Raw genomic sequence first — 24,324 nt, 5'->3', positions numbered from 1 at the left:
CTACTCCGCCGCAAACGAGATGATCGATCGGTCGTATTCGCCGGATCCCATTCGTCCCGCCGCAAAGATCTCGTGCTCGGCGATCCAGTCGAAGGATTGTTCAAACACTTCCTTCGAATACGTCTCGAACACAATCCGCTCGCCGGGCCCCCAGCTGCGCGTATCCATGACGGCATGGAAACGCTCCGGGAATTCGTTCTTGTAGTAATGCGTATAGAGTTCCGGCCGCAGATCGATATCGCGCTGCGCCCGCCGCAACGCGCGGAAGTACCGCTTGACGTCTTCGGGATCGACCGTGCCCTTGATCATGGCCGCAATCATGAAGGTGGTATCGATCACCTTGCGGAAGCCCAATTGCTCGGCGAGATAATAAGGCCCGTTGAATAGCGCCGCCGCCGGGCTCTTACCCTCGATCAGCTGCGCCATCCGATGAAACAGCATGCCGTCCTCGAACGTCAGGTTGATCTCGCCTGCCGCCATATACTGCTCCAACGCCTGGATGGTCGAGTAATGGCTTCCCGATTGAAACCCGACCGAGATTGGCACGCCCGCAAGATCGCGCGGCGTGCGAATCGGGGAATCGGCGGCAACGAAAATCCCTGACGGGGCGACCGAATAAACATCGGCGTACAGCTTGGCGTGGCCGTTTGAGGCCGCCACGTTCACCGTCCAATGGCAGGCGCAGCTGACATCGGCTTCGCGCCCCTTCTCGATGCTCTGGAAGGCGCCCTCATTGGCCTTGTTGTGATGCTGGCCGGCCGTCGAGCGGATCAATTCGCGGAATTCGTAGTCCAGGCCTTCGGCGCGGAAATAGCCCTTTTCCTCGGCAACCCATTCCTGCAGCCGGAAGTGCGGTTCGATGACGAATTTGCTCATGGCGTATCTCCCTGAAGCGCACGATTCCAAGTTTCCATTTGACAGGAGCCTATCGGGTAAGCGTCATTATCGCCATGTCCATATGGGAATAGATGATATGGCTGATATTGCATCATCTGAGTTGAACCTGAGAGAATTGCGGATCCTGCACGCGCTGCTGCACGAACGCAGCATCACCCGGACCGCCGAGCTGCTGGCGACCACGCAGCCCGGCATCAGCAAGGTGCTGCGGCATCTGCGGGCGCAGTTTGGCGATCCGCTGTTCGTCCGGAACGGACATGCGATGCAGCCGACGGCCAAGGCGCTCGAAATCGCGGATCAGGTCCGCACGCTGCTCGGCGTCGCCGACAGTCTGCGCGCCTCGGCGACCGTCTTCGATCCCGTTCGATCGGACCGCACCTTCAGCTTGCTGCTGACCGATGTCGGGATGATCCGCTTCCTGCCTCCCCTGATCGCGCACATGGCTGCCATCGCGCCCAGGGTCAACATCCGGGCGATGCCGCTGGACTCACGTCAGTTCGAACTCAAGCTGGAAGCAGGTGAAGCCGACCTGGCGCTCGGGGCCTTTCCAAAAGCGCCGCGCCATTTGCGGCGTCAGCGATTATATTTCGACGGCTATGTCACCGTCGTCCGGAAGGGACATCCCAAAATGCCAGCCGTGAGGGCGCGCGCAGGCTTTCTCGCCCAGCGGCATATCCTCATCACCGCCTCGGAGACCGGTCATGCCGCGCATGGAACGGCCCAGCGCGTACTCACGTCGCAGATTGCACCGGGGAATATCATGTTGCGCGTGCCAAGCTTCATCGCCGGCGCCATCGTCGCGGCGGAGACCGACGGGCTCGCCACCTTGCCGGCCAATCTGGCCAAGCGGCTTGCAGGGCCGCTTGGCCTGGCGGCATTCGAAACGCCGATCGCCCTGCCACGCATCGAGATCACGCAATATTGGCACGAACGGTATCATCGCGATCCCGCGCATCGCTGGTTCAGGTCGATCACCTCTGAACTCTTTGGCGCAACGGCGAGCACGCGCGGGCGGACCGTCGCATCAGATTGATCTCGGTCAAGTGCGGCCTAGATCTTTTCCACCCCGCACCATTCCGCGATGAACAGCGCGGTCGCTTTGGTCGACTTCCGCAGCGACTCCAGATCGACATATTCGTTGAAGCCGTGCATCGCCGCGCCCTTCGCGCCGAAGCAGAGGCTCGGGATATTGTAGTTCAAGCCATAGAACCGCGTATCCGTCAGCGCGGTAAACGCCCGGTCCGGCACCGTGCCGCCATAGATCGCGGCAAACGCCTTGCCGAAGGCCGCTTCCGGCTCGGCGGAATTCGTCAATTCATAGCCTTCCGACAAGAAGCCCGACCATTCGACCTGCGGCGGGTTGTTGGAGAGGAATCTGTGGTCGCGCGCGGCGGCCGACACGCAGGCCAGAATCTCCTTCTGGCACTCGGCGATCGACCAGCCCGGCAGGATCGCAATCCGGCAATCGACGTCGCACCAGGCCGGCACGCTGGAAGCCCAGTCGCCGCCCTTGATGATGCCGGGGTTGAAGTTGAGCGGATGGGGGACCGCCTTGAAATGCCGATCCGCCTTCGCGCGCGCGTTCCACGCTTCTTCGAGCTTCTGCAACGAATGGATCAGATGGTAGGCGGCCATGATCGCGTTGGCGCCGGAGCCGGCCTCGGCCACATGCACGGGCAATCCGCACACCTTCAGACGAAACCAGATCACGCCGACCTGCGAGCGCACCATCGTCTCGCCGGTCGGCTCCGGGATGAAGCAGGCGTCCGCACGGTAACCGCGCTGCAAGGTCGAGAGCGCGCCGACGCCGGTGGACTCTTCTTCGATCACGGACTGGAAGTGAATGCGCGCCGTGGGCTTCAGGCCAGCCGCCTTGATTGCATCCAGCGCGTAGAGCGCGCCGATGGTGCCGGACTTCATGTCGCAGGCGCCGCGGCCATACATCCGGCCGTCCTTGATGACCGGCGAGAACGGCGGCGTCTCCCACATCTCGAGGGGCCCTGCCGGCACCACGTCGCAGTGGCCCTGCAGGATCAGCGATTTGCCTGAAATGTTCGAGGGACGGTAGGTGCCGACCACGGTGCGGGCCTTGGAAAAATCATGTTCGATCGGCCCAAAACCGCGCAGATCCTTCAAATCCCCGACATCGATATGCCAGTCGTCGACCTCATAGCCGCGCTGGCGCAGGAGGTCGCCGATCATGTCCTGGCACGGCCCCTCGGCGCCGCGGGTCGAGGGAATCGCAACGAAATCCCGTGTCGTCGCCATTTGCGCGTCAAAGCCGGCGTCGACGGCGTCGAGGATTTTTTGTTGCGTATCGGTCGTCATGCGGCGGCTCCAGTCGCGAATTCAAAAAGGTCGGGAGCGCGCACCCTACCCCGATCTCAGCCGCCGGCGTAATGCGTAAAATGCGCATCCCGCAATGCATCTTCGAGCAGGCGGCCTTCCGAATAGCCGCGCAGCGATGCCGGACGCTCGACGCCGTCGAGAAGCCGCGGGCACGGCTCGGGCGCGCCCAGCACGGTGCGCACCGGAATGCGCTCGGCATAAACAGGCAATGCATAGTCCTCCTCGTCGTCGCCGACGCCCTTGGCGCGAATCTTGGCCGACGCTTCTTCGATCTCCATCGCAATCACTGACGTCGCCTTGATCTCCTGCACGGTGCTCTGCCGCAGGCTCGCGGTACGATCGGGGAAGAAGCGGTCGACCATGGCGACCAGCGCACGCTCCTTCTCGGCAGGATCGTCGACGAGATGGGCCGTACCGAATGCCATCACGGCGCGGTAATCGGCCGAGTGATTGAAGCCGCATCTTGCGAGCACCAGGCTGTCGACATGCGCGACGGTGAGACATGCGCGTTGGCCGTCAGACTGGTTGCGTAGCATGCGGCTCGCGCTGCTGCCGTGCCAGTACAGCGTGTTTCCCTCCCGCCAGAAGAACGTCGGCGTGCAGTAAGGCTGGCCATCGACCACATAGGAAACGTGGCAGAGCATCGAAGCGTCGAGCAGGCCGTGAATCTTGGCCCGATCATAGGAGCCACGCTCGTGCAGGCGCTTGACCCGGTTGCGCGGCGACAATGGATAGGAAGTGGTGGTCTCGCCTTCGATCGTCACGGCAGCTCCTTGCGGTTTTGGCATGGTCGAACCAGTTGTACCGGCGAATTTGGTCTGCGATAGTGCCAATTCCATGCGAAAAATTCCGACCAATTCTCCTGCCACGCGGCGCAAGGCCGAGCTTCCGCTCGACCTCGGCGGGCCGCACATCACCGAAGGCGCCTCCTCGCAGCACCGGCTCTATCAGGCGCTTTGCCACGCCATCACGGGCGGAATTGCAAAGCCCGGCGAGCCCCTGCCACCGCAGCGGACGCTGGCCAAACAGACTGGTTTTCGCCGCAACGCCGTCACCTCTGCCTATGAGAGGCTGATCGCGGACGGCTTTGCGGTCGCGACCGTCGGCTCCGGCACCTTCGTCGCCGCGCGCATTCCCGCGCGCGCCGGCGACGCCCGCAAGGCCGCCATCGCCGTCGAACCGCCGCAGCAAGGCCCGCTCGCGCTCGGCTGCACGCATATCGATGAACGGGCGCTGCAACGCTTCAGGGCGTTTGCCGGCCGCCGCATGCGCGCCTTCGGCGCCGAGCATCTGCACTACGGCGATCCCAGGGGCAGCCGCGAGCTGCGCGCCGCGATCGCCGATCATCTGCTGTCGGCGCGCGGGCTGCGCTGCGACCCGGACCAGATCATGCTGACGTCGGGGACGCAGCACGCGTTGCGGATCGTGCTGGGCGCGATCCTCAAGCCCGGCGATCACATCTGGTGCGAGGATCCCGGCTATCCCGCTGCACGACGGGCAATCGGGCATTGCGGCCTGCGGCCCGTCTCGGTGCCGGTCGACGCATCAGGCATGATCGTGGCCAAAGGCCGGGCGTTGGCGCCGTCGGCCGGCGCGGCCTACGTCACACCATCGCACCAGTTCCCGCTTGGCGTGCAGATGTCGATGACGCGGCGGCTGGAACTGCTCGACTGGGCAAGAGAGGCCGGCGCCTTCGTCATCGAAGACGATTACGACAGTGAGTTTCGCTATGACGGCGCGCCCTTGCTGTCGCTCGCCGGCATCGATCACCTCTCGCGCGTCATCTACATGGGCACGTTTGCAAAGACGCTGTTTCCGGGATTGCGCATCGGCTACTGCGCGCTGCCCGAGCGGCTGGTCGGGCCGGTGACGACGGCCCGCGCCGCGCTCGACCGTTTTCCCGGCACGCTGATGGAAGGCGCGGTGGCGGACATGCTCAATTCCGGCGCGTTCGCGGCCAACCTGCGCAAGGTGCGCGGGATCTATCGCGAAGCGCGCGACGTGTTGGCCTCGACGCTGTCGACCGCATCGAATGGCAAGCTGTCGGTGCCGGTGCCCTCGCAGGGCCTGCATCTGGTCGCGCGGTTCGATCCATCGACCGATCCGCAGGTCGCCGCCAAGGCAAAGACCGAGGCCGGCGTCGCGGGCTGGCTGCTAGCGGAAACCTATTTTCGTGCGCGTCCGCTGCCGGGCTTTGTGCTGGGATTTGCCGGCCACGCCCTGCCGCAACTGATCGCGTCCGCCGAACGGCTGGCGAAGTCATCGCTGGCCGCCTTGCAAACAGGCCGCAAGCCGAACAAGGGCGGAACCGGCAAGGTCAAACCACTGAAGGCCGCGACCTGACCGCACACCGGCCGGCGGCCTATCAGAATCGCCGGCGCGTCACTAAGCTCGACACCAGGTTCAATCACGGCGGAAACACCGAATGCCCGGCAATCGCAACGTTATGTATCTCGTTATCGGCGTGCTGATCGTCGCGGTCGGCGTGCTCAGCTACAATCTCTACAAGGCCAAGCAGGAACCCGAGGGCCTGCAGATCAACGTCGGCCCCGATGGGCTGAAGATCAAGACCAAGTGAGCGAGGCCGGAATGATCACCAACGCCGTCCGACACCTTGCTGTGCCCGCCGGGCTCGCCCTGTCGCTGATCGCAACGGCCGCTTTCGCGCAGACGTTCTCGCGGGAACAGGACATCCCCGACCTCCGGCTCGGCCAGCGCGTCATGGTCGACGATGGATCGTGCCCGGCAGGACAGGTCAAGGAAGTGCAGGGCTCGCAGATGACGACCTCAGGCGTGCTGCGCACCCGGAAATGCATTCCGCGGCTGGGGACGAAGAAGCGTTAGCTGCAATTTTCGTTGGCGCTAGAACATGCCATTGGTGTTGGCGGCCTTTTCGGGAATCTCCTGTACGACGTCCCAGTGTTCGACGATCTTGCCGTTCTCGAGCCTGAAAATGTCGACGATGGCGCGGCCGCGCGTGCCCTTCTCGCGCACGCTGTGAACGTGCAGGATCACGTTATCGCCGTCGGCGAAAGCACGCTTGATCTCGCTGTGCGAGTCCGGGAATTTTTCGCGCAGAAAGCCGAGGAACGCCTTGAAGCCTTCGATGCCGTCCGGCGCCGTCGGGTTGTGCTGGATGTAGTGCGGTCCGAAGAACTTCGCAGCGGCGTCGAAATCCTTGCGATTGAGCGCCGCATCGTAGAATTCGAGCACGGCCTTCTTGTTGGCCTCCTGTGCCGCCGCATCGGCGGCGAGAACCGGGGAAGCAATCAACGGCAATACGCCGATGAGGCCGACGAGGATGAATCGCATGGTTGCCCCTATACAGTTTGTTTCAGGTATGAGCGCCAACCTACCAGCTTCCGTATCTGGCGACGACCCCGCGCCAATACCGCAAAGCCTACCGGCCCGCGAGGCCGAGACGCAAGGTATCGATCAGCAGCGACGCAACTTTGACGATGGAGGTTAGGAAGCCCGCGTTACTGGTTCGGCGCCGGCTCGAACATGCATTGCAGCGTCGGCTTGGCGATCTTGGTGAAGGTCGGCCCGATCTCGGATTGCTTCGACGCCGGCACCCAGGCCATTTCGATCGTCGGCACGCCGGTCTCACTGATGCCGCGCAGCAGCGCTTCGCGCAGGTCGGCATCTTCCACAGTCGCGGCGGCGTAGTCGTGCAGACAGCCGCAAACGCTTTCGGGGTGCGCCCAGCGGCCGACCATATGGGGCGCGCAAAGCCGCACGAACTCCCCGCGCGGATCGGGCACTTTGAACAGGGAGCGGAACGAGGTCTGCGGCGTCTGAATCTGGACCTGCGCCTGCGCCGCGCCACTGAAAAGCAGGAACGAAAGAACTGCAGCAGAACAGATGCGTACCAACATGCAGAGCCTTTATCGGCAGTTTTTTTGCAGGGTGTCCGCCACGCTCACTTTGCCGCCACGACCATCGGCTGCGATACAGCGGCCACAACCGGCGAGCCATGATAGGCGAACGTACCGACGCCCGGAAGGTCCTGGTCCGAAGAACCAGCCATCGAGGGACCAGCCAGTACGAACGCGAAGGCGAGGATAAAGCTGGTCGTCCGCATCTGACTGTCTCCGGTTATCCGTGGCCGGCAGCGCCCGCCGTCTCGTCGGGGAACTGATAGCCGCCGGCTGTTTCCGGACATCTGCGCCAAAAACGAAAAATGGTTTCGTCGGGCGGGAGAATTGTTTCATCGGCCCTGCCGGACGAAACAATGGCCGAAAAAATTCAATGAATTCAGCCGCACCGTCCTCGCCTGAGCGGATCAGACTTAACACCGCAAGCCGGCCGGCGGGGCCGTATTGGCCCTCCTCGCATGGGTCGAGGATGGCCACGTACCCCGAATGAACCGAAGCCTCGCTCCGGCCGACTCAGTCGAACGCCGTGCAACTTTGCGCGCGCTTGTGCGTTGTGATCCCTTCCTCAACAAAGGATAGAAGTCGTGGGTAGTGGCAACATCGATGTTGGCAGTGCAACCCCGACCCGCAAACCCGGCCGGCCGGTGGAGCGTCAGGGAGAAACCTCAGAGCATCCCGTGAGCCTTTGTGGCGCGATGTCGCAGCAGGGCAGCGAATTTCGCGGCAATGTCTCGGCGCCGCAAAAATTCGTTCATCTGGTCGGTTGCCGTGAGCGCAAGGCCGGAGCCGGCCTGGAGGCTCGCCAATATTCCAATCCGGTCAAACGGTAAGCCCGAAGCCTTCATGCCGGATCCAATTTCGGATCCTGGCCGGCATCGGACTTACTGGATGAATTCACCGCATTTCTGAATCGCGGCGTCGGTCGCTCCCCAGGGCATGATCGGCACCGAGGACGTCGAGTTTTTCGGCGAACCCTCGATCAGCCTGTCCGAATAAACCATATAGACCAGCACGTTGCGTTTCGCGTCGCAGCCGCGAACGATCTGCATCTTCTTGAAGAACAGCGAGCGGCGCTGCCGGAACATGTCGTCGCCCTGCTCCAGCTTGTGCTTGAATTTGATCGGGCCGATCTGGCGGCATGCCAGTGAAATATCCGACACCTCCTCGGCGAGGCCGAGCCAGCCCTTGTAGCCGCCCTTTTCGGGAACCGTGAAGTGACAGGCCACTCCCTCGATCTCGGGGTCATCCACCGCGTAGGTCGCGAGCTTGTCGTTCGGGCTCAGCCACTTGAACACGGTCGAGCGGCGAAAAATCAGGTCAGGCTCGTCGGCGGCCGACGCCGGGCCTGCCTGCCAAAGCAGCAGCGCCAACACCCCAAAGGCCATACTTCTCAACTTACTGTTACACTTAACGATGGCCTTGGATGTCATTGATATCTCCGCTGAAGGGCTCCTCGCCTATGTAGTGGCGGAAAGCCGCACAGGAAGACCGCAGCCGCTAGTGCCGGCCGAGGCTCCCAACCGGCCGCCGTTTAACGGAATGTGAGGCTTTTTTGATACGATTGGGGCGAAAAGCGCTGGAATTAGAAGGCCTACGCTAGTGAACGCTTTTCGCCTCTGCGACAACAAACAATTATCGGAAGAGTAGATTCGAGTAACCGGATTTGAGGGTCAAGCGCGTGAGCGGGCATCGGTTTTTCAGTGCGGGTATTGCGGGCGCAACTGGTTCCAGACAGCGATTTTGGCGGATAGCGATGTTAACGGCGGCCGGCACCCTGCTTGCCGCTCCCCAGGCAGACGCTGCCGCCTTGTTCAACTGGCAGGATTCCGATCCCAGCTACTACCGGCCGGTGCCGACGGCACAGCCGCGCAAGCCGAAGGCCCGCCGGCCTTCCGCCAAGACCGACGCGACGTCCAAGGAAACCAACGCCAAGCCGCAGGGGCCGCTGATCATCGCAATCTCGATCGATCAGCAGAAGGTCCGCGTCTACGACGCCAACGGCCTGTTCGCCGAGAGCCCGGTGTCGACGGGCATGAAGGGTCATTCGACCCCGATGGGCGTGTTCAGCGTCATCCAGAAGAACAAGATGCACCGCTCCAACATCTACAGCGGCGCGCCGATGCCTTACATGCAGCGCATCACCTGGTCGGGCGTCGCGTTGCACGCCGGCGTATTGCCCGGTTATCCCGCGTCGCATGGCTGCATCCGCATGCCGATGGCGTTTGCCGTCAAGATGTGGAACTGGACCCGGATGGGCGCGCGCGTCATCATCACGCCCGGCCAGATCACGCCGGCCAACTTCTCGCACCCGCTACTGGTCGCGCAGAAGGTCGTGCCGCAGCCCATGATCGCCAATGATCCGGCGACCGACGCGCCCGCGGTGAAGGGCGACAAGGGCGCGGACGCAGGGCAAGCGACCAAACCTGCGAATTCCAGCCTTGCGCATTCGGAGCAGAGCCTCGAACTCCGCCCGACGGTCGGTCACGCGACCCCGCTGCGCGAACGGACCCACACCGCGGATGCCGGCAACGCGCTATCGGCGACCAATGGCGCCGTGACCATGTCCGATGCAGCGCCGTCCTCCGCCAGGCCTCAACCTGCCAACGATGCGCCGAACGCGGAAGCCAAGCCGGACGCCGCGCAATCCGGGCCGGCGGTTGAAACCGCGACACCTGACATCACATCAGCCGGGACCGGCACTGCGACGGATGACAGGAAAGTCGAAGAGGCCGCGGCCCCCGCGCCGTCCGCTGACGCAAAAGTCGAAGCCAGCGCGACAGCGAAATCCGACGCAGTGAATGTCGAGGCTCCCACGGCAGCAATCACCAAGGCCGAGGAAGCCAAGAGTCCCGAGTCCAAGCCTTCTGAATCAAAGGCCGCCGAAAAGCCCGCGGAACCCGCCAAGGCAACCGCCGACGCGCCAACCGCGCCAGCTGTTGCACCCGACGTGAAGAAGGACGCGGCGCGTCTGCCCGGCGCGGACAAGGCTGCCAGGGCCGAACCGCCGAGGCGTCCCGGCCAGATTGCGGTGTTCGTGAGCCGCAAGGACTCCAAGCTGTACGTCCGCGAGAACTTCAAGCCGCAGTTCGACGTTCCGATCACCATCGCGCCGAGCGACCGGCCGCTGGGTACGCACGTCTTCACCGCCGAGGCCGACAAGAAAGATCCCAACCTGTTGCGCTGGTCGGTGATCTCGCTGCCGGCCACACGCCCAATGGGACGGACGGACGACGACCGCGCCGCGCGCGGCCGCAAGGTTGCCGCCGCCGAGACCAAGCCGCTCGCGGCCCCGAACAGCCCCGCCGAGGCGCTGGACCGCATCACCATCGCGCCCGAGGCGATGGCGCGGATTGCGGAAGTCCTGAACACCGGCGCCTCGATCGTGGTTTCCGATCTCGGCATCGCCCAGGGCGGCGAAACCGGCGAAGGCACCGACTTCATCATCCCGCTGCGCTAACCGGACGAAGCTGCCCATAACGGCTTGTTGAGCGGCGGCAGCGCGCGCGCTGCGCTATGCTCGGTGCTGTCGAACCGAAAGCCCGGGATTTTCATGATGGACCGCAGGAACGCAATGATCGCAGGCTTGGCCGCGATCGCAGCCGTCAGTTCGAGCAAGAAATCCATGGCGCAGGCCGGCATGAGCCGGATCACGGCGTATGCGTTTTCGTTTCCGGGACTGTCCGGCGGCGACATCAGGCTTTCCGAATTCGCCGGCCGGCCGATCCTGATCGTCAACACCGCTTCCCTCTGCGGCTTCACGCCGCAATATGGCGGGCTGCAGGAATTGTGGAGCGAGTTTCACGACCGCGGCCTGATGATCCTCGGCGTGCCCTCCAACGATTTCGGCGGCCAGGAGCCGGGCGGCGCGGCCGAAATCACCGCGACCGCGCAGAGTCACCATGTCGCCTTTCCGATCGCCGCGAAGGCCGTCGTGAAGGGGCCGAACGCGCATCCGTTCTACAAATGGGCAGCGGAAGCGCGCCCGAAGGATGTTCCGCGCTGGAACTTCCACAAATACCTGATCGGCCGGGATGGCTACATCGCGGACGTATTCCCGGAGTCGGTCGAACCCGTGGATACACGAGTGAAAACCGCCATCGCGCGGGCATTGGCCCAGAGCGTTTCCGAGCGAAGCGGCTAACGATTCGCGTCAAGAAAACGCGTCAAAAAGACCTGAATTAACCGGTCTGGTTACAAATCGGCTGGGCGTAACCGCAGCCGTTGCGTTGGCGCGGCTGATCCGACTAGGGTACTATGAATCAGGGGCTGGAGGCAGACCGGACGACGGCTACGCCGCGACCGGGAGCGGGATGCGAATTTGAGGAAAACAAGATGCGTATTGCGGCAGGGTTGATCTTTGCAGGCGCGGTTTCGCTGTTGGCATCAGGCGCGGCGTGGTCGCAGACGCCGCCCGCCAAGGGCGCTCCCACGCCTCCGCAGGCCGCCCCGGCCCCCGCTCCGGCGGCGGCGCCGGTCTCGACGCGCCCGCCCTGCAACAATCCGAACGCGCTCGGCATCGGTCGCACCGTCGAGATCGATACGACCGGCGGTCCCGGTTTCGGCTTCGAGCACTTCAAGGATCTCGACTTCCTGCGCGACAAGGAAGTGGTGCTGACCTTCGACGACGGCCCGTGGCCGGTGAATACGCCTTCGGTCCTGAAGACGCTCGCGGAAGAATGCACCACCGGCATCTTCTTCCCGATCGGCAAGCACGCCACCTACTATCCCGAAATCCTCAAGCAGGTGATGGCAGCCGGCCACTCGATCGGATCGCACACCTGGTCGCACGCGGCGCTCGTCAACAAGAAGCTGACCGAGCAGCAGCGCAAGGATGAAATCGAAAAAGGATTCAGCGCCGTGAAGTGGGCGCTGGGCGGCAAGTCGCCGGCGCCGTTCTTCCGCTTCCCGGCACTTCAACATCCGCCGGAGATGGTGACCTATCTCGGCAGCCGCAACATCGGGATATTCTCCTGCGACCTCGACTCGTTCGACTTCAAGGCAAGCAAGGCGCAAACCATCATCGACACCGTGATGCGCAAGGTCGAAAAGAACGGCAAGGGCATCATCCTGATGCACGACTTCCAGAAGCACACGGCAGAGGCCCTGCCCGAGCTTTTGAAAAAGCTGAAGGCTGGCGGCTACAAGGTGGTCGCGATGCGCGCCAAGGCTCCGGTAGAGACCCTCGCCCAGTATGACGAAGACATCCACAAGGATCTGAAGCTGCCGACCGTGAGCTCGCGTCCGGTGTCAAGCGTCGTGCAGACGATCTCGGAATAGCGCGCGCGACACGCCCGTGCCGGCGCTGCGTATCGAAGGTTATGTCATCGTCTCCGCAGACGGCATGCTGGCGGACGCCAGCAACGTCATGCCGGCCGAATTGAAGTTCGAGGGCGACAAGGCGTTCTTCACCGCCGCCCTCGACCGCGCCGACCTGATCCTGCATGGCCGCAATTCCTATGAGGATCAGCCCAACTCGCCGCGACGCAGGCGGATCATCCTGACGCGAAAGGTCGAGGCGATAGAGCCCGATCCAGCCAATCCGAAATCAACTCTGTGGAATCCCGCGGGCGCTTCGTTTGAAACCGCATGCAAGCATGCGGGCGTTGACGCCGGCACCGTTGCCGTGATCGGCGGCCCCGGCGTGTTCGGCATGTTCATGAACCGCTACGACGCGTTCTGGCTCTCGGTTGCACCGCGCGTCCGCTTGCGCGGCGGTGAGCCTTGCTTCCCCGGAGTGCCTGCGCGTTGTCCGCAGGATATTCTCGCCGCCCATGGCTTACACGCCGGCGCGCCGCAGATGCTCGATCCGGCCGAGGAAGTCCGTGTCACGCCATGGCGGCGCAACGCCTAGAACGAACTGGAACTACACGTCCCCGTAGGCAGGCTCGCTCGGCTGTGGACCGCGGCCGTAGCCTGCGATCATGAACAGCGCGCCGATGATCGACAGGTTCTTCAGGGCGTCGATCAGCGTCTTGGCATTTTCAGGCGCGGGCTGGTTCCAGAAATCGTGGAAGTAAAAGGTGGTGGCGATCACAAAGAAGATCAGCAGGATCGCGAAGAAGCGCGCGCCGAAATTGACCGCGATCATCAGGCCGGCGAGGATCTCGAAGCCGCCGACGCCGTACGCCAGCAATTGCGGCATCGGCATTCCCGCCGTGGTTTCGATCTGCGAGGCATAGGGCGCAAGCAGCGCCGGAATGGTCACCTTGGTCGCGATGAAGTCCGCCGTCTGCTGAATCGCGAAGAGCTTGGTTGCTCCCGTATACATGAACAGGACGGCGAACAGGACTCGCCCGAAGGTAACTAACGCTGGCATGGGATCGGCCTCACTAGAATGGCATGCAAAGGGTGCAGGCGTCGCGAAACGATTATGGGCGTTTCGTCTCCGCTTTTCAAACGCTCAAATTGAAACCCTCCGCGCATGGGCCTGCGCGGGCCTAAGGCCTAACCAGACCTTCTGATAGAAGCAGAACCAAGGCGCTTTCTTGATCATAGCGTTTTCAAGCGAAGCTGGCGGCAGCCCGCATGAAGAAAATACGCCAGAACAAAAGGCTGGACCCCGATTTTGAATCAATCTGAACCGGAACCTAGCCGAACAAGGTTGGCTGCTGACGGCCTGCGCGCTCCTGGGCTTCGACGGCGGCAACCGCCGTCATGTTGAGCACGCCGCGCGCCGTCACGCCCGGGGTCAGGATATGCGCCGGACGCGCCGGCCCGATCAGGATCGGCCCAACCGGCAGCGCATCCGCCAGCGTCTTGATCATCTGGTAGGCTACGTTGGCGGTATCGAGATTGGGCATGATCAGGATGTTGGCGTCGCCTTCCAGGTTGGAATGCGGCAGCACGAGCTTGCGCGCCGCGGCTGAGAGCGCGGTATCGCCCTGCATCTCACCGTCGGCCTCGATCTCCGGATGCTTTTCCTTCAGAAGTGCAGTGGCGCGGCGCATCTTGCGCGAGGAGTCGGTGTCATAACTGCCGAAGTCGGAATGTGACACGAACGCGACGCGCGGCTTCATGTTGAACCGCTGCACGTGGATCGCCGCCAGCGACGCCACCTCCGCGAGTTCCTCGGCGCTCGGATTGGGCCGCACCTGCGTGTCCGCAATGAAATAGGAGCCCTTGCTGGTGATCATCATCGCCAGAGCCGCGAAATCGCTGACGCCGGGCAGGAAGCCGATGATCTCGCGGACATGGCGCAGATGGCTCATGTAGCGGCCTTCGACGCCGCAGATCATGGCATCGGCCTCGCCGCGCACCACCGCAAGTGCGGCGATCACGGTGTTGTTGGTGCGAACCACGGTGCGCGCGGCTTCGGGCGTGACGCCGCGCCTTCCGGCCATGTCGATATAGGTCTGCACGTAGGAGCGGTAGCGCGGATCGTCCTCGGGATTGACGAGATCGAAATCCTGCCCGGCCTTGATCGAGAGGCCGAACCGCTTGAGCCTGGCCTCGACCACGGAGGGACGCCCGACCAGGATCGGCCGCGCCAGTTTCTCTTCAAGTACGACCTGCGTGGCGCGCAGTACCCGCTCGTCCTCGCCCTCGGCATAGATCACGCGGACCGGCTGCGTCTTGGCCTTGGCGAATACCGGCTTCATGACGAGGCCGGAGCGGAAGGCGAAGCGCTGCAGCAGTGCGCAGTATTCGTCAAAGTTCTTGATCGGGCGCGTCGCCACGCCGGATTCCATCGCAGCCTTCGCCACCGCCGGCGCGATGCGCAGGATCAGCCGCGGATCGAACGGGCTCGGGATCAGCGAGCCCGGACCGAACCCTTGCGTCTCGCCGCTGTCAAAACCCTGCGCCACCGCATCCGACGGCGGATCGCGCGCGAGCTGCGCGATCGCGTCAACGGCTGCATGTTTCATTTCCTCGTTAATCCCGGTGGCGCCGACGTCGAGCGCGCCGCGGAAGATGAACGGGAAGCACAGGACGTTGTTGACCTGGTTCGGGAAGTCAGAACGCCCGGTGCAGATCATCGCGTCCGGGCGCGCCTTGCGCGCCTCGTCGGGCATGATTTCCGGGTTCGGATTGGCCAGCGCCATCACCAGCGGGTGGTCCGCCATCGACTTGACCATCTCGGGCTTCAGCACGTTGGGCGCGGAAAGCCCCAGGAAGATATCGGCGCCGCCGATCACGTCCGCCAGCACGCGCGCGTTCGTCTTCTGCGCATAGACCGCCTTCCAGCGATCCATCAGCGTGTTGCGGCCCTCATGCACCACGCCGTCGATGTCGCAGACCCAGATGTTCTTGCGCTGCGCGCCGAGCGAGACCAGAAGATTCAGGCATGCGATCGCCGCGGCACCGGCGCCCGAACAGACGATCTTCACATCAGCCAGCTTCTTGCCGTTCAGCAGCAGCGCGTTGACGATCGCAGCGCCGACGATGATGGCGGTGCCATGCTGGTCGTCATGGAACACCGGGATCTTCATGCGCGCCTTGAGCTGCGCCTCGATCTCAAAACACTCCGGTCCCTTGATGTCCTCGAGATTGATGCCGCCGAAGGTCGGTTCCAGCGCTGCCACCGTCTCGACCACGCGCTCGATGGTGTCAGCGGCGATTTCGATGTCGAAGACGTCGATCCCGGCGAATTTCTTGAACAGGACCGCCTTGCCCTCCATGACGGGCTTCGAGGCCAGGGGCCCGATATTGCCAAGCCCTAACACCGCGGTACCGTTGGAGACCACGGCGACCAGATTGGCCCGGGAGGTCAGCGACGCCGCTTCGGCCGGGTTGTTGGCGATTTCAGTGCAGGCCGCAGCGACCCCGGGCGAATAGGCCAGCGCGAGGTCGCGCTGGTTGGCGAGCGGCTTGGTCGCCTGGATCTCGAGTTTGCCGGGCCGCGGCAGCCGGTGATACGCCAACGCCGCGGAGTGGAGATCTTCAGAATAGGACGACATGCACTCCCCCACAGGCTTTCTCGACCCCGAATTACTTCCGGCGGTCGGTCTTCATTCGAACCGTCAGTTGTGCGGCAGATTGAGCCGGATGTGAAGCACGGGCAACCACATCGATGCAACATCCGAAAGCGTCCCCATCAACCGGGGGCATCGACGGAGAGCGCCAAAGCCGGTAGCATATTTTCCTCCCTACCCCCGTCCCTTGACCGACATATGGCAATTTTGCCTCCCGCAATGTCGGCATCCGGAGCACAACTAATGGTCAAGATACTGATGGGCCTGACCGCCGTGGTCGTGATCGCGGTGGGCGGTTACTTCGGCTTCGAGCTTTACACACAGCATCGGATCACGGGCGAAGTCGAGGCTGCGTTCGAGCAGATGCGCGCAGGCGGCGGCAAGGCAAGCCACGGCAAGGTGTCGTTCGACCTGCGCAGCCGGACAGTCAGGATCGCCGATATTGCCACTGAATCGGCCACACAGCCGCCGGTGCGCTTGAAAATCGCCGGCGTCACGGCCGCAGGCGTCGGCCAGCCGGACGCAGGCCGTTTCTCGGCCGACAGCATCGAAACGTCAGACATCGAAATCAGCGCCAACATTGCCGGTCCGGCGGGCGGAAGCCTTTCCTACAAGATGCCGCGGGTCGTGATGAAGGATTATTCCGGCCCCGTGGGCTCGCAGCGGCCGCCGACTCCGGCATCCGTCATTGAAATGTATCGATCGGCCCTCGACCAATTCGCCGCCGTGTCGGCGACGTCGATTTCGGTCCCGAGTATTGCGGGGGCTATCAACTTCGGTGCCGCCCTGTCGGGCGATTTCACCTATTCGGGCATGACCATCCGGGACATCAAGGGCGGCAAGATTGCCGCCATGCAGATCGAACGGGCTAACTTTACGTTCAACACGCAACAGGCCGGCAAGGCCGACAAAATGACCGGCGAGATCGCCAATCTCAGCTCCCGCGATTTCGATGCCAACGCGGCGGCCGCGATCCTCGATCCGCAGAAGGCCAATGACGACCGGTATTACACCCTCTACGGCAAAACATCGGCCGGTCCCTACACCGTCACGTCAGCGCTAGGCCTGCGCATGCGCATCGACCAGATGACCATCGATGGCGTTGGCGCGCGACCGTCCCGGCTGCAATTGCCGGCGTTGCTTGCGATGATACAGGCGGCCGGGGCAAAATCTCCGACGCCTGCTCAAACGCGTGAAATGATCGACAAGATGGCCACGCTTTACGAGGGCATGCGGATCGGAACCGCCGAGATGCGCGGCCTTTCGGCCGAAACGCCGCAAGGCCCGGTCAAGCTCCAGACGATCCGTTTCAACCTGGAAGACGGCAAGATCGGCGAGTTTGCAGTCGAAGGGCTTGATACAAACACGCCGAAAGGGCCCATCAAGCTCGGACGCTTCGCGCTCAAGTCGCTGGATATCGCCAACTTCATGCGGGTATCGGCGCAGTTCGCGAATCCGGTACAGCCGCCCTCGCCCGAGCTGATCGCCGGGCTGTTTCCGCTGATCCAGGGCGTTGAGATCAAGGGCGTGACGGCGCCGTTCAAGAACACCGGCAAGTTCGTCAACCTCGACGGCTTCGACCTGAACTGGGGGCAGTTTGTCGGACCCATTCCGAGCAAGGCGCGCCTGACCGCGAAAATGACCACGCCGGTCGATGCGACCGATCCTGCCATGAAAGCGCTCGTTGCGGCCGGGCTGGATACGCTGTCGGCGGATGCTGATATCGGCGCGGAATGGGCCGAGGCGGCCCACAGCTTCGTTGTCGACGTCCCGAAGCTCGAGGTCGGCGGGCTGCTGAAGGCATCCGCGCGGGTCGCGCTCGCCAACGTGCCGCGTCAGGTGTTTTCAGCCAGCGCGGCCCAGGCGATCGGAGCGGCGGCGCAGATCGAAGCCGGCACGATCGAGCTGACGGTGCGCGATCTCGGCTGCGTTGATGTCGGGGTGGTCCAATACGCCCGCGCTCAAAATGTGAGCCGCGACGCGGCGCGGCAAGCGATTGCGCAGAGCATCAGGGACACCAGCACAACTGAGACAATTGCGCCCGCAATGGAGGCGATCAGAGGCGCGCTGATCAGCTTTGTCGAGACGCCAGGGCAGACGCTGGTCGTCAAGCTGACGCCGCGCGCGAAGGTGCCGGCGCTGCAGCTCGTCCAGATGTTGAAGACCGACCCGATGATGGCGCTGGCGCAATTCCGGATCGAGGCTTCGACGGGACTGTGAGCTATCCCTTGTCCGGCAGATTGAGCCGGATGTGGAGTTCGCGGAGCTGCTTTGTGGTGACGTCCGACGGCGCGCCCATCAGCAGGTCCACGGCCTGTTGGTTCATCGGGAACAGCGAGATTTCACGCAGGTTCGTGGTACCGCACAGCAGCATCACGATGCGATCGACGCCGGCCGCCATGCCGCCATGCGGTGGGGCGCCGTACTGGAACGCGCGATACATGCCGCCGAACCGCTCGACGACATCCTTCTCGCCATAGCCCGCGATCTCAAACGCCTTCACCATCGCCTCGGGCACGTGGTTGCGGACGCCGCCGGAGGCAATCTCATAGCCGTTGCAGGTGATGTCGTACTGGAACGCCTTGATGGTCAGCGGGTCGTTCGTCTTTAGCGCCTCGAGCCCGCCCTGCGGCATCGAGAACGGGTTGTGCGAGAAGTCGACCTTCTTGTCTTCCTCGTTGTACTCGTACATCGGGAAGTCGACGATCCAGGCGAGTTCGAACCGATCCTTGTCGATCAGGTTCAACTCCTCACCCACCTTGGTGCGGGCGAGGCCTGAGAACTTCCAGAATTTTTCCGGATCGCCTGCAACGAAGAAGGCCGCATCGCCCTCCTTCGTGCCGAGCTGCGCACGGATCGCCGCCGTCCGCTCCGCACCGATGTTGTTGGCGAGCGGACCCGCGCCCTCGCCGCCCTCGCGCCACATGATGTAGCCGAGGCCGGGCTGGCCCTCGCCCTGCGCCCACGAGTTCATGCGGTCGCAGAACGCGCGTGAACCACCGCCCACGCCGGGGATCGCCCAGACCTGGTTCTTCGGGTCTTCCAGCATCCGCGCGAACACCTTGAAGCCGGAGCCGCGGAAGTGCTCGGAGACGTCCTGCATGACAATCGGGTTGCGCAGGTCGGGCTTGTCGCTACCGTATTTCTTCAGCGCCTCAGCAAAGGGAATCCGCGGCCAGCCTTTCGTCACGGGCTTGCCCTTGGCAAATTCCTCGAACACGCCGGTAACGACGGGCTCGACCGCCGCGAACACGTCTTCCTGCTCGACAAAGCTCATCTCGAGATCGAGCTGATAAAACTCGCCCGGCAGGCGGTCGGCGCGCGGGTCCTCATCGCGAAAACATGGCGCGATCTGGAAGTAGCGGTCGAAGCCCGACATCATCAGGAGCTGCTTGTACTGCTGCGGCGCCTGCGGCAGCGCGTAGAACTTGCCGGGATGAATCCGTGACGGCACCAGGAAGTCTCGCGCGCCTTCCGGCGAGGACGCCGTCAGGATCGGAGTCTGGAACTCGAAGAAGCCCTGCTCCTTCATCCGCTTGCGCATCGAATCGACGATTGCGCCGCGGGTCATGATGTTCTGGTGCAGCTTCTCGCGACGGAGGTCGAGGAAGCGGTACTTTAGCCTGATGTCCTCAGGATATTCCTGCTCGCCGAACACCGGCAGCGGCAGCTCGGCCGCAGGCCCCAGCACCTCGATCTCGCTGACGTAAACCTCGACCGCCCCGGTCGGCAGCTCCGGATTATCGGTGCCGTCGGGACGGCGGCGCACCTTGCCGTCGATCCGAACCACCCATTCCGAGCGGAACTTTTCCACGTCCTTGAACGCCGGCGAGTCCGGGTCGGCCACGCATTGGGTGATGCCGTAATGGTCGCGCAGATCGATGAACAGCACGCCGCCATGGTCGCGGATACGATGGCACCAGCCGGAAAGACGGGCGGTCTGGCCGATGTCGCTGTCGCGGAGCGCGCCGCATGTATGTGACCGGTAGCGATGCATGGAATTCCCAAAATCAGATGTCGGAGGTCAGAATCGGGGGCAAAAGCCCGCGCGAATTGCGGGAGGGTTTACCCGACACCGCGAGGTGCGGCAACCAATGGCAGCGCCTGTTTTGGGCCCGGGAAGCGAGATTTCCGCCCTTATCGAGCCGAAACGTTTGCCTATTCCGTGCCCGCGCCTATCTTTGGGTCATGACCGTCCATTTCCCGTTCCAGAACACCTATTCGGCGCTGCCGGCGAACTTTTTCGCCCGCGTGGCCCCGACCCCCGTCGCCGCCCCCCGGCTGATCAAGCTGAATCGGGCCCTGGCTGTCCATCTCGGGCTTGATCCCGATGTGCTGGAGAGCCCGGAAGGGGCCGAAATCCTCGCCGGAAAACGCCTCCCCGACGGTGCCGATCCGATCGCGATGGCCTATGCCGGCCACCAGTTCGGTCATTTCGTGCCCCAGCTCGGCGATGGCCGGGCGATCCTGCTCGGCGAGGTCATCGACAAAGATAGCGTCCGCCGCGACATCCAGCTCAAGGGATCGGGCCCGACGCCATTCTCGCGCCGGGGCGACGGCCGCGCCGCGCTCGGTCCGGTCTTGAGGGAATACATCGTCAGCGAGGCGATGTTCGCCTTGGGCATCCCGACCACCCGCTCGCTGGCCGCGGTGACATCTGGCGAGCGCGTTCAGCGCGAGACCATGCTGCCCGGCGCTGTACTGACCCGCGTGGCCTCGAGCCATATCCGCGTCGGCACCTTTCAGTTCTTCGCCGCGCGGGGTGAAACCGACGGCGTTCGAAAGCTTGCCGACCACGTCATCGCCAGGCACTACCCCGACATTGCGATAGCCGAGCGCCCCTACCACGCGCTGCTCGAACGCGTCGTCGCCCGCCAGGCCGATCTGGTGGCGCGCTGGCTGCTGGTCGGCTTCATCCACGGCGTGATGAACACCGACAACACGTCCATATCGGGCGAGACCATCGACTACGGCCCCTGCGCCTTCATGGACGAATACAACCCCGCGCAGGTGTTTTCGTCGATCGACGAGATGGGCCGCTACGCCTACGCCAACCAGCCGCAGATCGCGCTGTGGAACCTGACGCGGCTTGCCGAATGCCTGCTGCCGCTGTTCTCCGACGACAAGGACAAGGCAATCGAACAGGCGCAATTCATCCTCGGCGACTTCGCCGAAAAATTCACCGCCGCCTATCAGGCGGGCCTGCGCAAGAAGATCGGCCTTTTCACCACACGCGACGGCGACGAGGCGCTGGTGCAGGATCTGCTGGATGCCATGGCGAAGAACCAGGCTGACTTCACACTGACCTTCCGTCGCCTGGCTGATGCGGCTGCGGATGCCGACGACGACAGCGTCAGAGCCCAGTTCACCGATCCCGCTGCTTTCGATGAATGGGCCACGCGCTGGCGCCAGCGACTCGCTGACGAACCTCAATCAGCCGCCGAGCGGCAAGCCGCGATGCGCGCCGTCAATCCGGCTTTCATTCCGCGCAACCACCGTGTCGAAGCCGTGATCGCGGCCGCCGTGAACAACGACTACGCGCCGTTCGAGGAATTGCTCACGGTGCTGTCGAAGCCGTACGAGGATCAGCCGCAGTTTGCGGCCTACGCCGAATCGCCGCTTCCGGAGCAACGCGTAACGCAGACGTTTTGCGGGACGTGAACTGCTGGTCTCTTCACGTCATTGCGAGCGAAGCGAAGCAATCCATCTCGCCCAGGAAGGAATGGATTGTTTCTTCAGAGGCGCCCTCCGCGTCAACCTTTCTTGAAATCGCCACTATCTAGCTCAAGTGGCGCTCCGCGAGCTGAGCCTCCACCGCCGAGGTATTTCCCCTTCAAAGCGCCGAGCCAGGCAAGACGCTTCTCTACCCCTCTGGTAATTGGCTCTCCGGTGATGCCTAGTCGATTGAGAGGCCAAATGCCGGCAGGAACGATTTCAAGAGTCGCTCGAGTGAGCCTGACACCCGAACCAAAGCTCGTCGCCAAATCAAAGGGATCGACTTTTTCCACCGACATCTGATCGTTGATATCGCGAAAGCGTACCAACATCGGAAGGCTCGACAGAGCGATTTCACGCTTTCCTGAAAGTTGCTGCAGCTTGATCAGGCCATCGTCGATCGGGTCCGGCAATGCGCCATGTAGAAAATTGAAGGCACGAAACACGATGAATTCCGGGGCCGACCTGCTGTCGCTTCCCGCTTTCAGCAGTGCGAAGACGGTGCCGCGTGAGTCCAGATCGAGGGCAACCGCCTCGCCTCTCGCGTGAATGACAATCGGATGTTGGCCGGCAAGCCTTGATTCTTTGCTGTAGCTGACCTCGATAACGCCCGAACCTGTCTTGGGCGCGCCATCAACCTCCGCATCGAGCGTCAGGCGATACCGCACCGTTACACTCGGAAAGGCCAGGCTATAAACAATCGGAGCGAGAGCGACGAGCGCTACAATTCCGGGCCATTTCATGTGACATTTTCCACGAGCTTGCAACCGCCAGTTACACGCCGAGAGGTTGAGAGAGATGTAACGTGGCCGCTGCCCGTGGAACCCGCTTGTTAACTGAACTCCTTAAGCCCTCGTCCACCATCCGCACGCACGCATCTTCCACGATTCCACAAATTAAGAAGCCGTCAACGCGCTCCCCACAATTCTACCGGCTTATCCGGGAGAGATTGCCGTGGACGCCTTTGCTTTCGAATTCATGGGAATGGTGATGATTGGGCTCTGTCTCATCGTGCTCGCGATTCCGTCAGGCCGTCGGCGGTCGCGGCGCGTCCGGTACGAGTAGTCCGGGCTGCGCTTCCGGACCCGACTGGCCCGCAATCCCATGCGCGGCACTCGGCGTCTCACCTAACAACGACCGCCACGCTTTTGCCGCCCATGGCATCCGGCCGCCGTTGGGACGCAAAAAAGTCGTACTCACGCTCAAATGAGCGACTCAAATCCCCTGCGACACCCTTGACATATCAGCGTTTTCGGCAGAACGCCTGTCGGTCGCGTCATGGATTGTTCATGGATCTGATTACCACCACTTCCGACCTCGCCGCTGCCTGCTCCCGGCTCGCCCAGCACAAGGTCATCACCGTCGATACCGAGTTCCTGCGGGAGACGACCTACTACCCCCTGCTCTGCGTCGTGCAGATGGCGAGCGCGGACGAGGCCGTCGTGATCGACACGCTGGCACCCGGCATCGACCTCAAGCCGTTCTTCGAACTGATGGGCAACGAGGCCGTGCTGAAGGTGTTTCACGCCGCCCGCCAGGACATTGAAATCGTCTGGCACCAGTCCGGCACCATTCCGCACCCGATCTTCGACACCCAGGTCGCCGCCATGGTGCTGGGTTATGGCGACAGCATCGCCTATGACCAGCTCGTCGAGCGTGTCACCGGGCATCGGCCGGACAAGACCCACCGCTTCACTGACTGGTCGCGCCGCCCGCTGACGCCGGAGCAGATGCATTACGCAGTCTCCGACGTCACCCATCTGCGCGACGTCTTTGCGGCGCTGGACGCCGACCTGAAGAAGCGCAGCCGCAGCGACTGGGTCAGCGAGGAAATGGAAGTCCTGACCTCGCCCAAAACCTACGATTTCCACCCCGAACGTGCCTGGGAACGGCTCAAGACGCGGGTGCGCAAGCCGAAGGAGCTCGCGGTGCTGATGGAAGTTGCGGCCTGGCGCGAGCAGGAAGCGCAAAGCCGCGACGTGCCGCGCTCACGCGTGCTCAAGGACGATGCGGTCGGCGACATCGCCACCCACGCGCCGACCTCGCTGGAGCGCCTCGCCAGCCTGCGCTCGCTGCCGAAAGGCTTTGACCGCTCCAAATGGGGCACCGACATCGTCGCCGCCGTGCAGCGTGGCCTTGCCCGCGATCCCCACACTCTGCCGAAGATCGAAAAGCCGCGCGGCAATTCAAACGGGGCAGCGACCGTCGAACTCCTCAAGGTGCTGCTACGGATGACGTCGGAGCGCCACGCCGTCGCCAGCAAAGTGATCGCCACCGTCGACGATCTCGACCAGATCGCCGCCGACGACAACGCCGACGTCGCCGCTCTGCACGGCTGGCGCCGCGAGTTGTTCGGCGAAGCCGCGATTGCGCTGAAACACGGCAGGCTGGCGCTCGCGATCGAAAAAGGCAGAGTCGTGAGAGTCGACCGGGTCTAGAACGGCTCTCTGAATCACAGCAATGGGAACATCGCAGCGTAGCCTCGTTCTAGAAACCCGTGAGGGCCAAGTAACGATTGTCGATGAGCCGACATACTCGTTTCGGTCCGCGGACAATCCGCGAACATACGATAC

Annotated in this window: 23 protein-coding genes; 12 read left to right on the top strand and 11 right to left on the bottom strand. The window is 63.2% G+C overall.

Annotation, left to right across the window (positions count from 1 at the left end):
- Nucleotides 1-876 (bottom strand): ABC transporter substrate-binding protein, encoded by an 876-nt coding sequence (locus tag ACPPVP_RS21080; RefSeq protein ID WP_426524012.1) that lies wholly within the window; start codon nucleotides 874-876, stop codon nucleotides 1-3.
- 97 nt (nucleotides 877-973) lie between these two features.
- Between ACPPVP_RS21080 and ACPPVP_RS21075 the strand changes: the two genes are divergently transcribed.
- Nucleotides 974-1,930: a LysR family transcriptional regulator gene (locus tag ACPPVP_RS21075; RefSeq protein ID WP_426524010.1), complete on the top strand. Its 957-nt coding sequence runs from the start codon at nucleotides 974-976 to the stop codon at nucleotides 1,928-1,930.
- Between the two features lie 17 nt (nucleotides 1,931-1,947).
- Here the strand turns inward: ACPPVP_RS21075 and ACPPVP_RS21070 are convergent, their stop codons facing one another.
- Nucleotides 1,948-3,225: an ArgE/DapE family deacylase gene (locus tag ACPPVP_RS21070; protein WP_426524008.1), complete on the bottom strand. Its 1,278-nt coding sequence runs from the start codon at nucleotides 3,223-3,225 to the stop codon at nucleotides 1,948-1,950.
- 56 nt (nucleotides 3,226-3,281) lie between these two features.
- Nucleotides 3,282-4,034 (bottom strand): pyridoxamine 5'-phosphate oxidase family protein, encoded by a 753-nt coding sequence (locus ACPPVP_RS21065; RefSeq protein WP_426537975.1) that lies wholly within the window; start codon nucleotides 4,032-4,034, stop codon nucleotides 3,282-3,284.
- Nucleotides 4,035-4,083: 49 nt separating this feature from the next.
- Between ACPPVP_RS21065 and ACPPVP_RS21060 the strand changes: the two genes are divergently transcribed.
- The 3 genes from ACPPVP_RS21060 to ACPPVP_RS21050 all read left to right on the top strand — a co-directional run bounded on the left by ACPPVP_RS21060 (nucleotide 4,084) and on the right by ACPPVP_RS21050 (nucleotide 6,090).
- Complete coding sequence (locus ACPPVP_RS21060; protein ID WP_426524006.1) at nucleotides 4,084-5,589, top strand: PLP-dependent aminotransferase family protein; 1,506 nt, start codon at nucleotides 4,084-4,086, stop codon at nucleotides 5,587-5,589.
- An 82-nt stretch (nucleotides 5,590-5,671) separates the two neighbouring features.
- Nucleotides 5,672-5,824, top strand: coding sequence for a hypothetical protein (locus tag ACPPVP_RS21055; RefSeq protein ID WP_426524004.1), 153 nt, complete (start codon nucleotides 5,672-5,674; stop codon nucleotides 5,822-5,824).
- A gap of 11 nt (nucleotides 5,825-5,835) precedes the next feature.
- Nucleotides 5,836-6,090 (top strand): DUF6719 family protein, encoded by a 255-nt coding sequence (locus tag ACPPVP_RS21050; RefSeq protein ID WP_426524002.1) that lies wholly within the window; start codon nucleotides 5,836-5,838, stop codon nucleotides 6,088-6,090.
- An 18-nt stretch (nucleotides 6,091-6,108) separates the two neighbouring features.
- Here the strand turns inward: ACPPVP_RS21050 and ACPPVP_RS21045 are convergent, their stop codons facing one another.
- From ACPPVP_RS21045 to ACPPVP_RS21035, 3 genes are all read right to left on the bottom strand, one after another.
- Nucleotides 6,109-6,558 (bottom strand): nuclear transport factor 2 family protein, encoded by a 450-nt coding sequence (locus tag ACPPVP_RS21045; RefSeq protein WP_426524000.1) that lies wholly within the window; start codon nucleotides 6,556-6,558, stop codon nucleotides 6,109-6,111.
- Between the two features lie 167 nt (nucleotides 6,559-6,725).
- Nucleotides 6,726-7,124 carry a hypothetical protein gene (locus ACPPVP_RS21040; protein ID WP_426523998.1) on the bottom strand — a complete coding sequence of 133 codons (399 nt, stop codon included), beginning with the start codon at nucleotides 7,122-7,124 and terminating at the stop codon, nucleotides 6,726-6,728.
- A 44-nt stretch (nucleotides 7,125-7,168) separates the two neighbouring features.
- Nucleotides 7,169-7,330 (bottom strand): hypothetical protein, encoded by a 162-nt coding sequence (locus ACPPVP_RS21035; RefSeq protein ID WP_426523996.1) that lies wholly within the window; start codon nucleotides 7,328-7,330, stop codon nucleotides 7,169-7,171.
- 378 nt (nucleotides 7,331-7,708) lie between these two features.
- Between ACPPVP_RS21035 and ACPPVP_RS21030 the strand changes: the two genes are divergently transcribed.
- Nucleotides 7,709-7,954: a hypothetical protein gene (locus ACPPVP_RS21030; RefSeq protein WP_426523994.1), complete on the top strand. Its 246-nt coding sequence runs from the start codon at nucleotides 7,709-7,711 to the stop codon at nucleotides 7,952-7,954.
- 51 nt (nucleotides 7,955-8,005) lie between these two features.
- Here ACPPVP_RS21030 and ACPPVP_RS21025 read toward each other — a convergent pair whose 3' ends face one another.
- Nucleotides 8,006-8,509 carry a CreA family protein gene (locus tag ACPPVP_RS21025; protein WP_426537973.1) on the bottom strand — a complete coding sequence of 168 codons (504 nt, stop codon included), beginning with the start codon at nucleotides 8,507-8,509 and terminating at the stop codon, nucleotides 8,006-8,008.
- A 368-nt stretch (nucleotides 8,510-8,877) separates the two neighbouring features.
- Here ACPPVP_RS21025 and ACPPVP_RS21020 point away from each other — a divergent pair, with 368 nt between their 5' ends.
- The 4 genes from ACPPVP_RS21020 (at nucleotide 8,878) to ACPPVP_RS21005 (ending at nucleotide 12,975) form a co-directional block, all read left to right on the top strand.
- A complete protein-coding gene (locus ACPPVP_RS21020; protein ID WP_426523992.1) occupies nucleotides 8,878-10,581 on the top strand; it encodes a L,D-transpeptidase family protein in 1,704 nt (567 codons plus the stop codon).
- A gap of 93 nt (nucleotides 10,582-10,674) precedes the next feature.
- The gene (locus ACPPVP_RS21015; RefSeq protein WP_426523990.1) at nucleotides 10,675-11,265 is read left to right on the top strand and encodes a glutathione peroxidase; all 591 of its coding nucleotides are present in this window, start codon (nucleotides 10,675-10,677) and stop codon (nucleotides 11,263-11,265) included.
- Between the two features lie 191 nt (nucleotides 11,266-11,456).
- Nucleotides 11,457-12,401, top strand: coding sequence for a polysaccharide deacetylase family protein (locus ACPPVP_RS21010; protein ID WP_426523988.1), 945 nt, complete (start codon nucleotides 11,457-11,459; stop codon nucleotides 12,399-12,401).
- 16 nt (nucleotides 12,402-12,417) lie between these two features.
- Nucleotides 12,418-12,975, top strand: coding sequence for a dihydrofolate reductase family protein (locus ACPPVP_RS21005; protein WP_426523986.1), 558 nt, complete (start codon nucleotides 12,418-12,420; stop codon nucleotides 12,973-12,975).
- A gap of 12 nt (nucleotides 12,976-12,987) precedes the next feature.
- Here ACPPVP_RS21005 and ACPPVP_RS21000 read toward each other — a convergent pair whose 3' ends face one another.
- The gene (locus ACPPVP_RS21000) at nucleotides 12,988-13,440 is read right to left on the bottom strand and encodes a DoxX family protein (protein WP_426523984.1); all 453 of its coding nucleotides are present in this window, start codon (nucleotides 13,438-13,440) and stop codon (nucleotides 12,988-12,990) included.
- Nucleotides 13,441-13,711: 271 nt separating this feature from the next.
- A complete protein-coding gene (locus ACPPVP_RS20995; protein ID WP_426523982.1) occupies nucleotides 13,712-16,021 on the bottom strand; it encodes an NADP-dependent malic enzyme in 2,310 nt (769 codons plus the stop codon).
- 258 nt (nucleotides 16,022-16,279) lie between these two features.
- Between ACPPVP_RS20995 and ACPPVP_RS20990 the strand changes: the two genes are divergently transcribed.
- Nucleotides 16,280-18,256 carry a hypothetical protein gene (locus ACPPVP_RS20990; RefSeq protein WP_426523980.1) on the top strand — a complete coding sequence of 659 codons (1,977 nt, stop codon included), beginning with the start codon at nucleotides 16,280-16,282 and terminating at the stop codon, nucleotides 18,254-18,256.
- 1 nt (nucleotide 18,257) lies between these two features.
- Here the strand turns inward: ACPPVP_RS20990 and aspS are convergent, their stop codons facing one another.
- Nucleotides 18,258-20,033, bottom strand: coding sequence for an aspartate--tRNA ligase (gene aspS, locus ACPPVP_RS20985; RefSeq protein WP_426523978.1), 1,776 nt, complete (start codon nucleotides 20,031-20,033; stop codon nucleotides 18,258-18,260).
- Between the two features lie 191 nt (nucleotides 20,034-20,224).
- On the opposite strand from aspS, the gene ACPPVP_RS20980 reads away from it, so the two are divergent.
- On the top strand, nucleotides 20,225-21,697 hold the full coding sequence (locus tag ACPPVP_RS20980; RefSeq protein WP_426523976.1) for a protein adenylyltransferase SelO: 1,473 nt from the start codon (nucleotides 20,225-20,227) through the stop codon (nucleotides 21,695-21,697).
- Between the two features lie 92 nt (nucleotides 21,698-21,789).
- Here ACPPVP_RS20980 and ACPPVP_RS20975 read toward each other — a convergent pair whose 3' ends face one another.
- The gene (locus ACPPVP_RS20975) at nucleotides 21,790-22,494 is read right to left on the bottom strand and encodes a hypothetical protein (protein WP_426523974.1); all 705 of its coding nucleotides are present in this window, start codon (nucleotides 22,492-22,494) and stop codon (nucleotides 21,790-21,792) included.
- 546 nt (nucleotides 22,495-23,040) lie between these two features.
- Between ACPPVP_RS20975 and rnd the strand changes: the two genes are divergently transcribed.
- Nucleotides 23,041-24,189 (top strand): ribonuclease D, encoded by a 1,149-nt coding sequence (gene rnd, locus ACPPVP_RS20970; protein ID WP_426523972.1) that lies wholly within the window; start codon nucleotides 23,041-23,043, stop codon nucleotides 24,187-24,189.
- Nucleotides 24,190-24,324 lie beyond the last annotated feature (135 nt).

It is taken from the genome of Bradyrhizobium sp. McL0615 (genome assembly GCF_049993905.1).
Lineage (GTDB): Bacteria > Pseudomonadota > Alphaproteobacteria > Rhizobiales > Xanthobacteraceae > Bradyrhizobium.
Note: the sequence above shows the minus strand (reverse complement) of the source record. Positions and strands in the feature narration are given on the sequence as shown.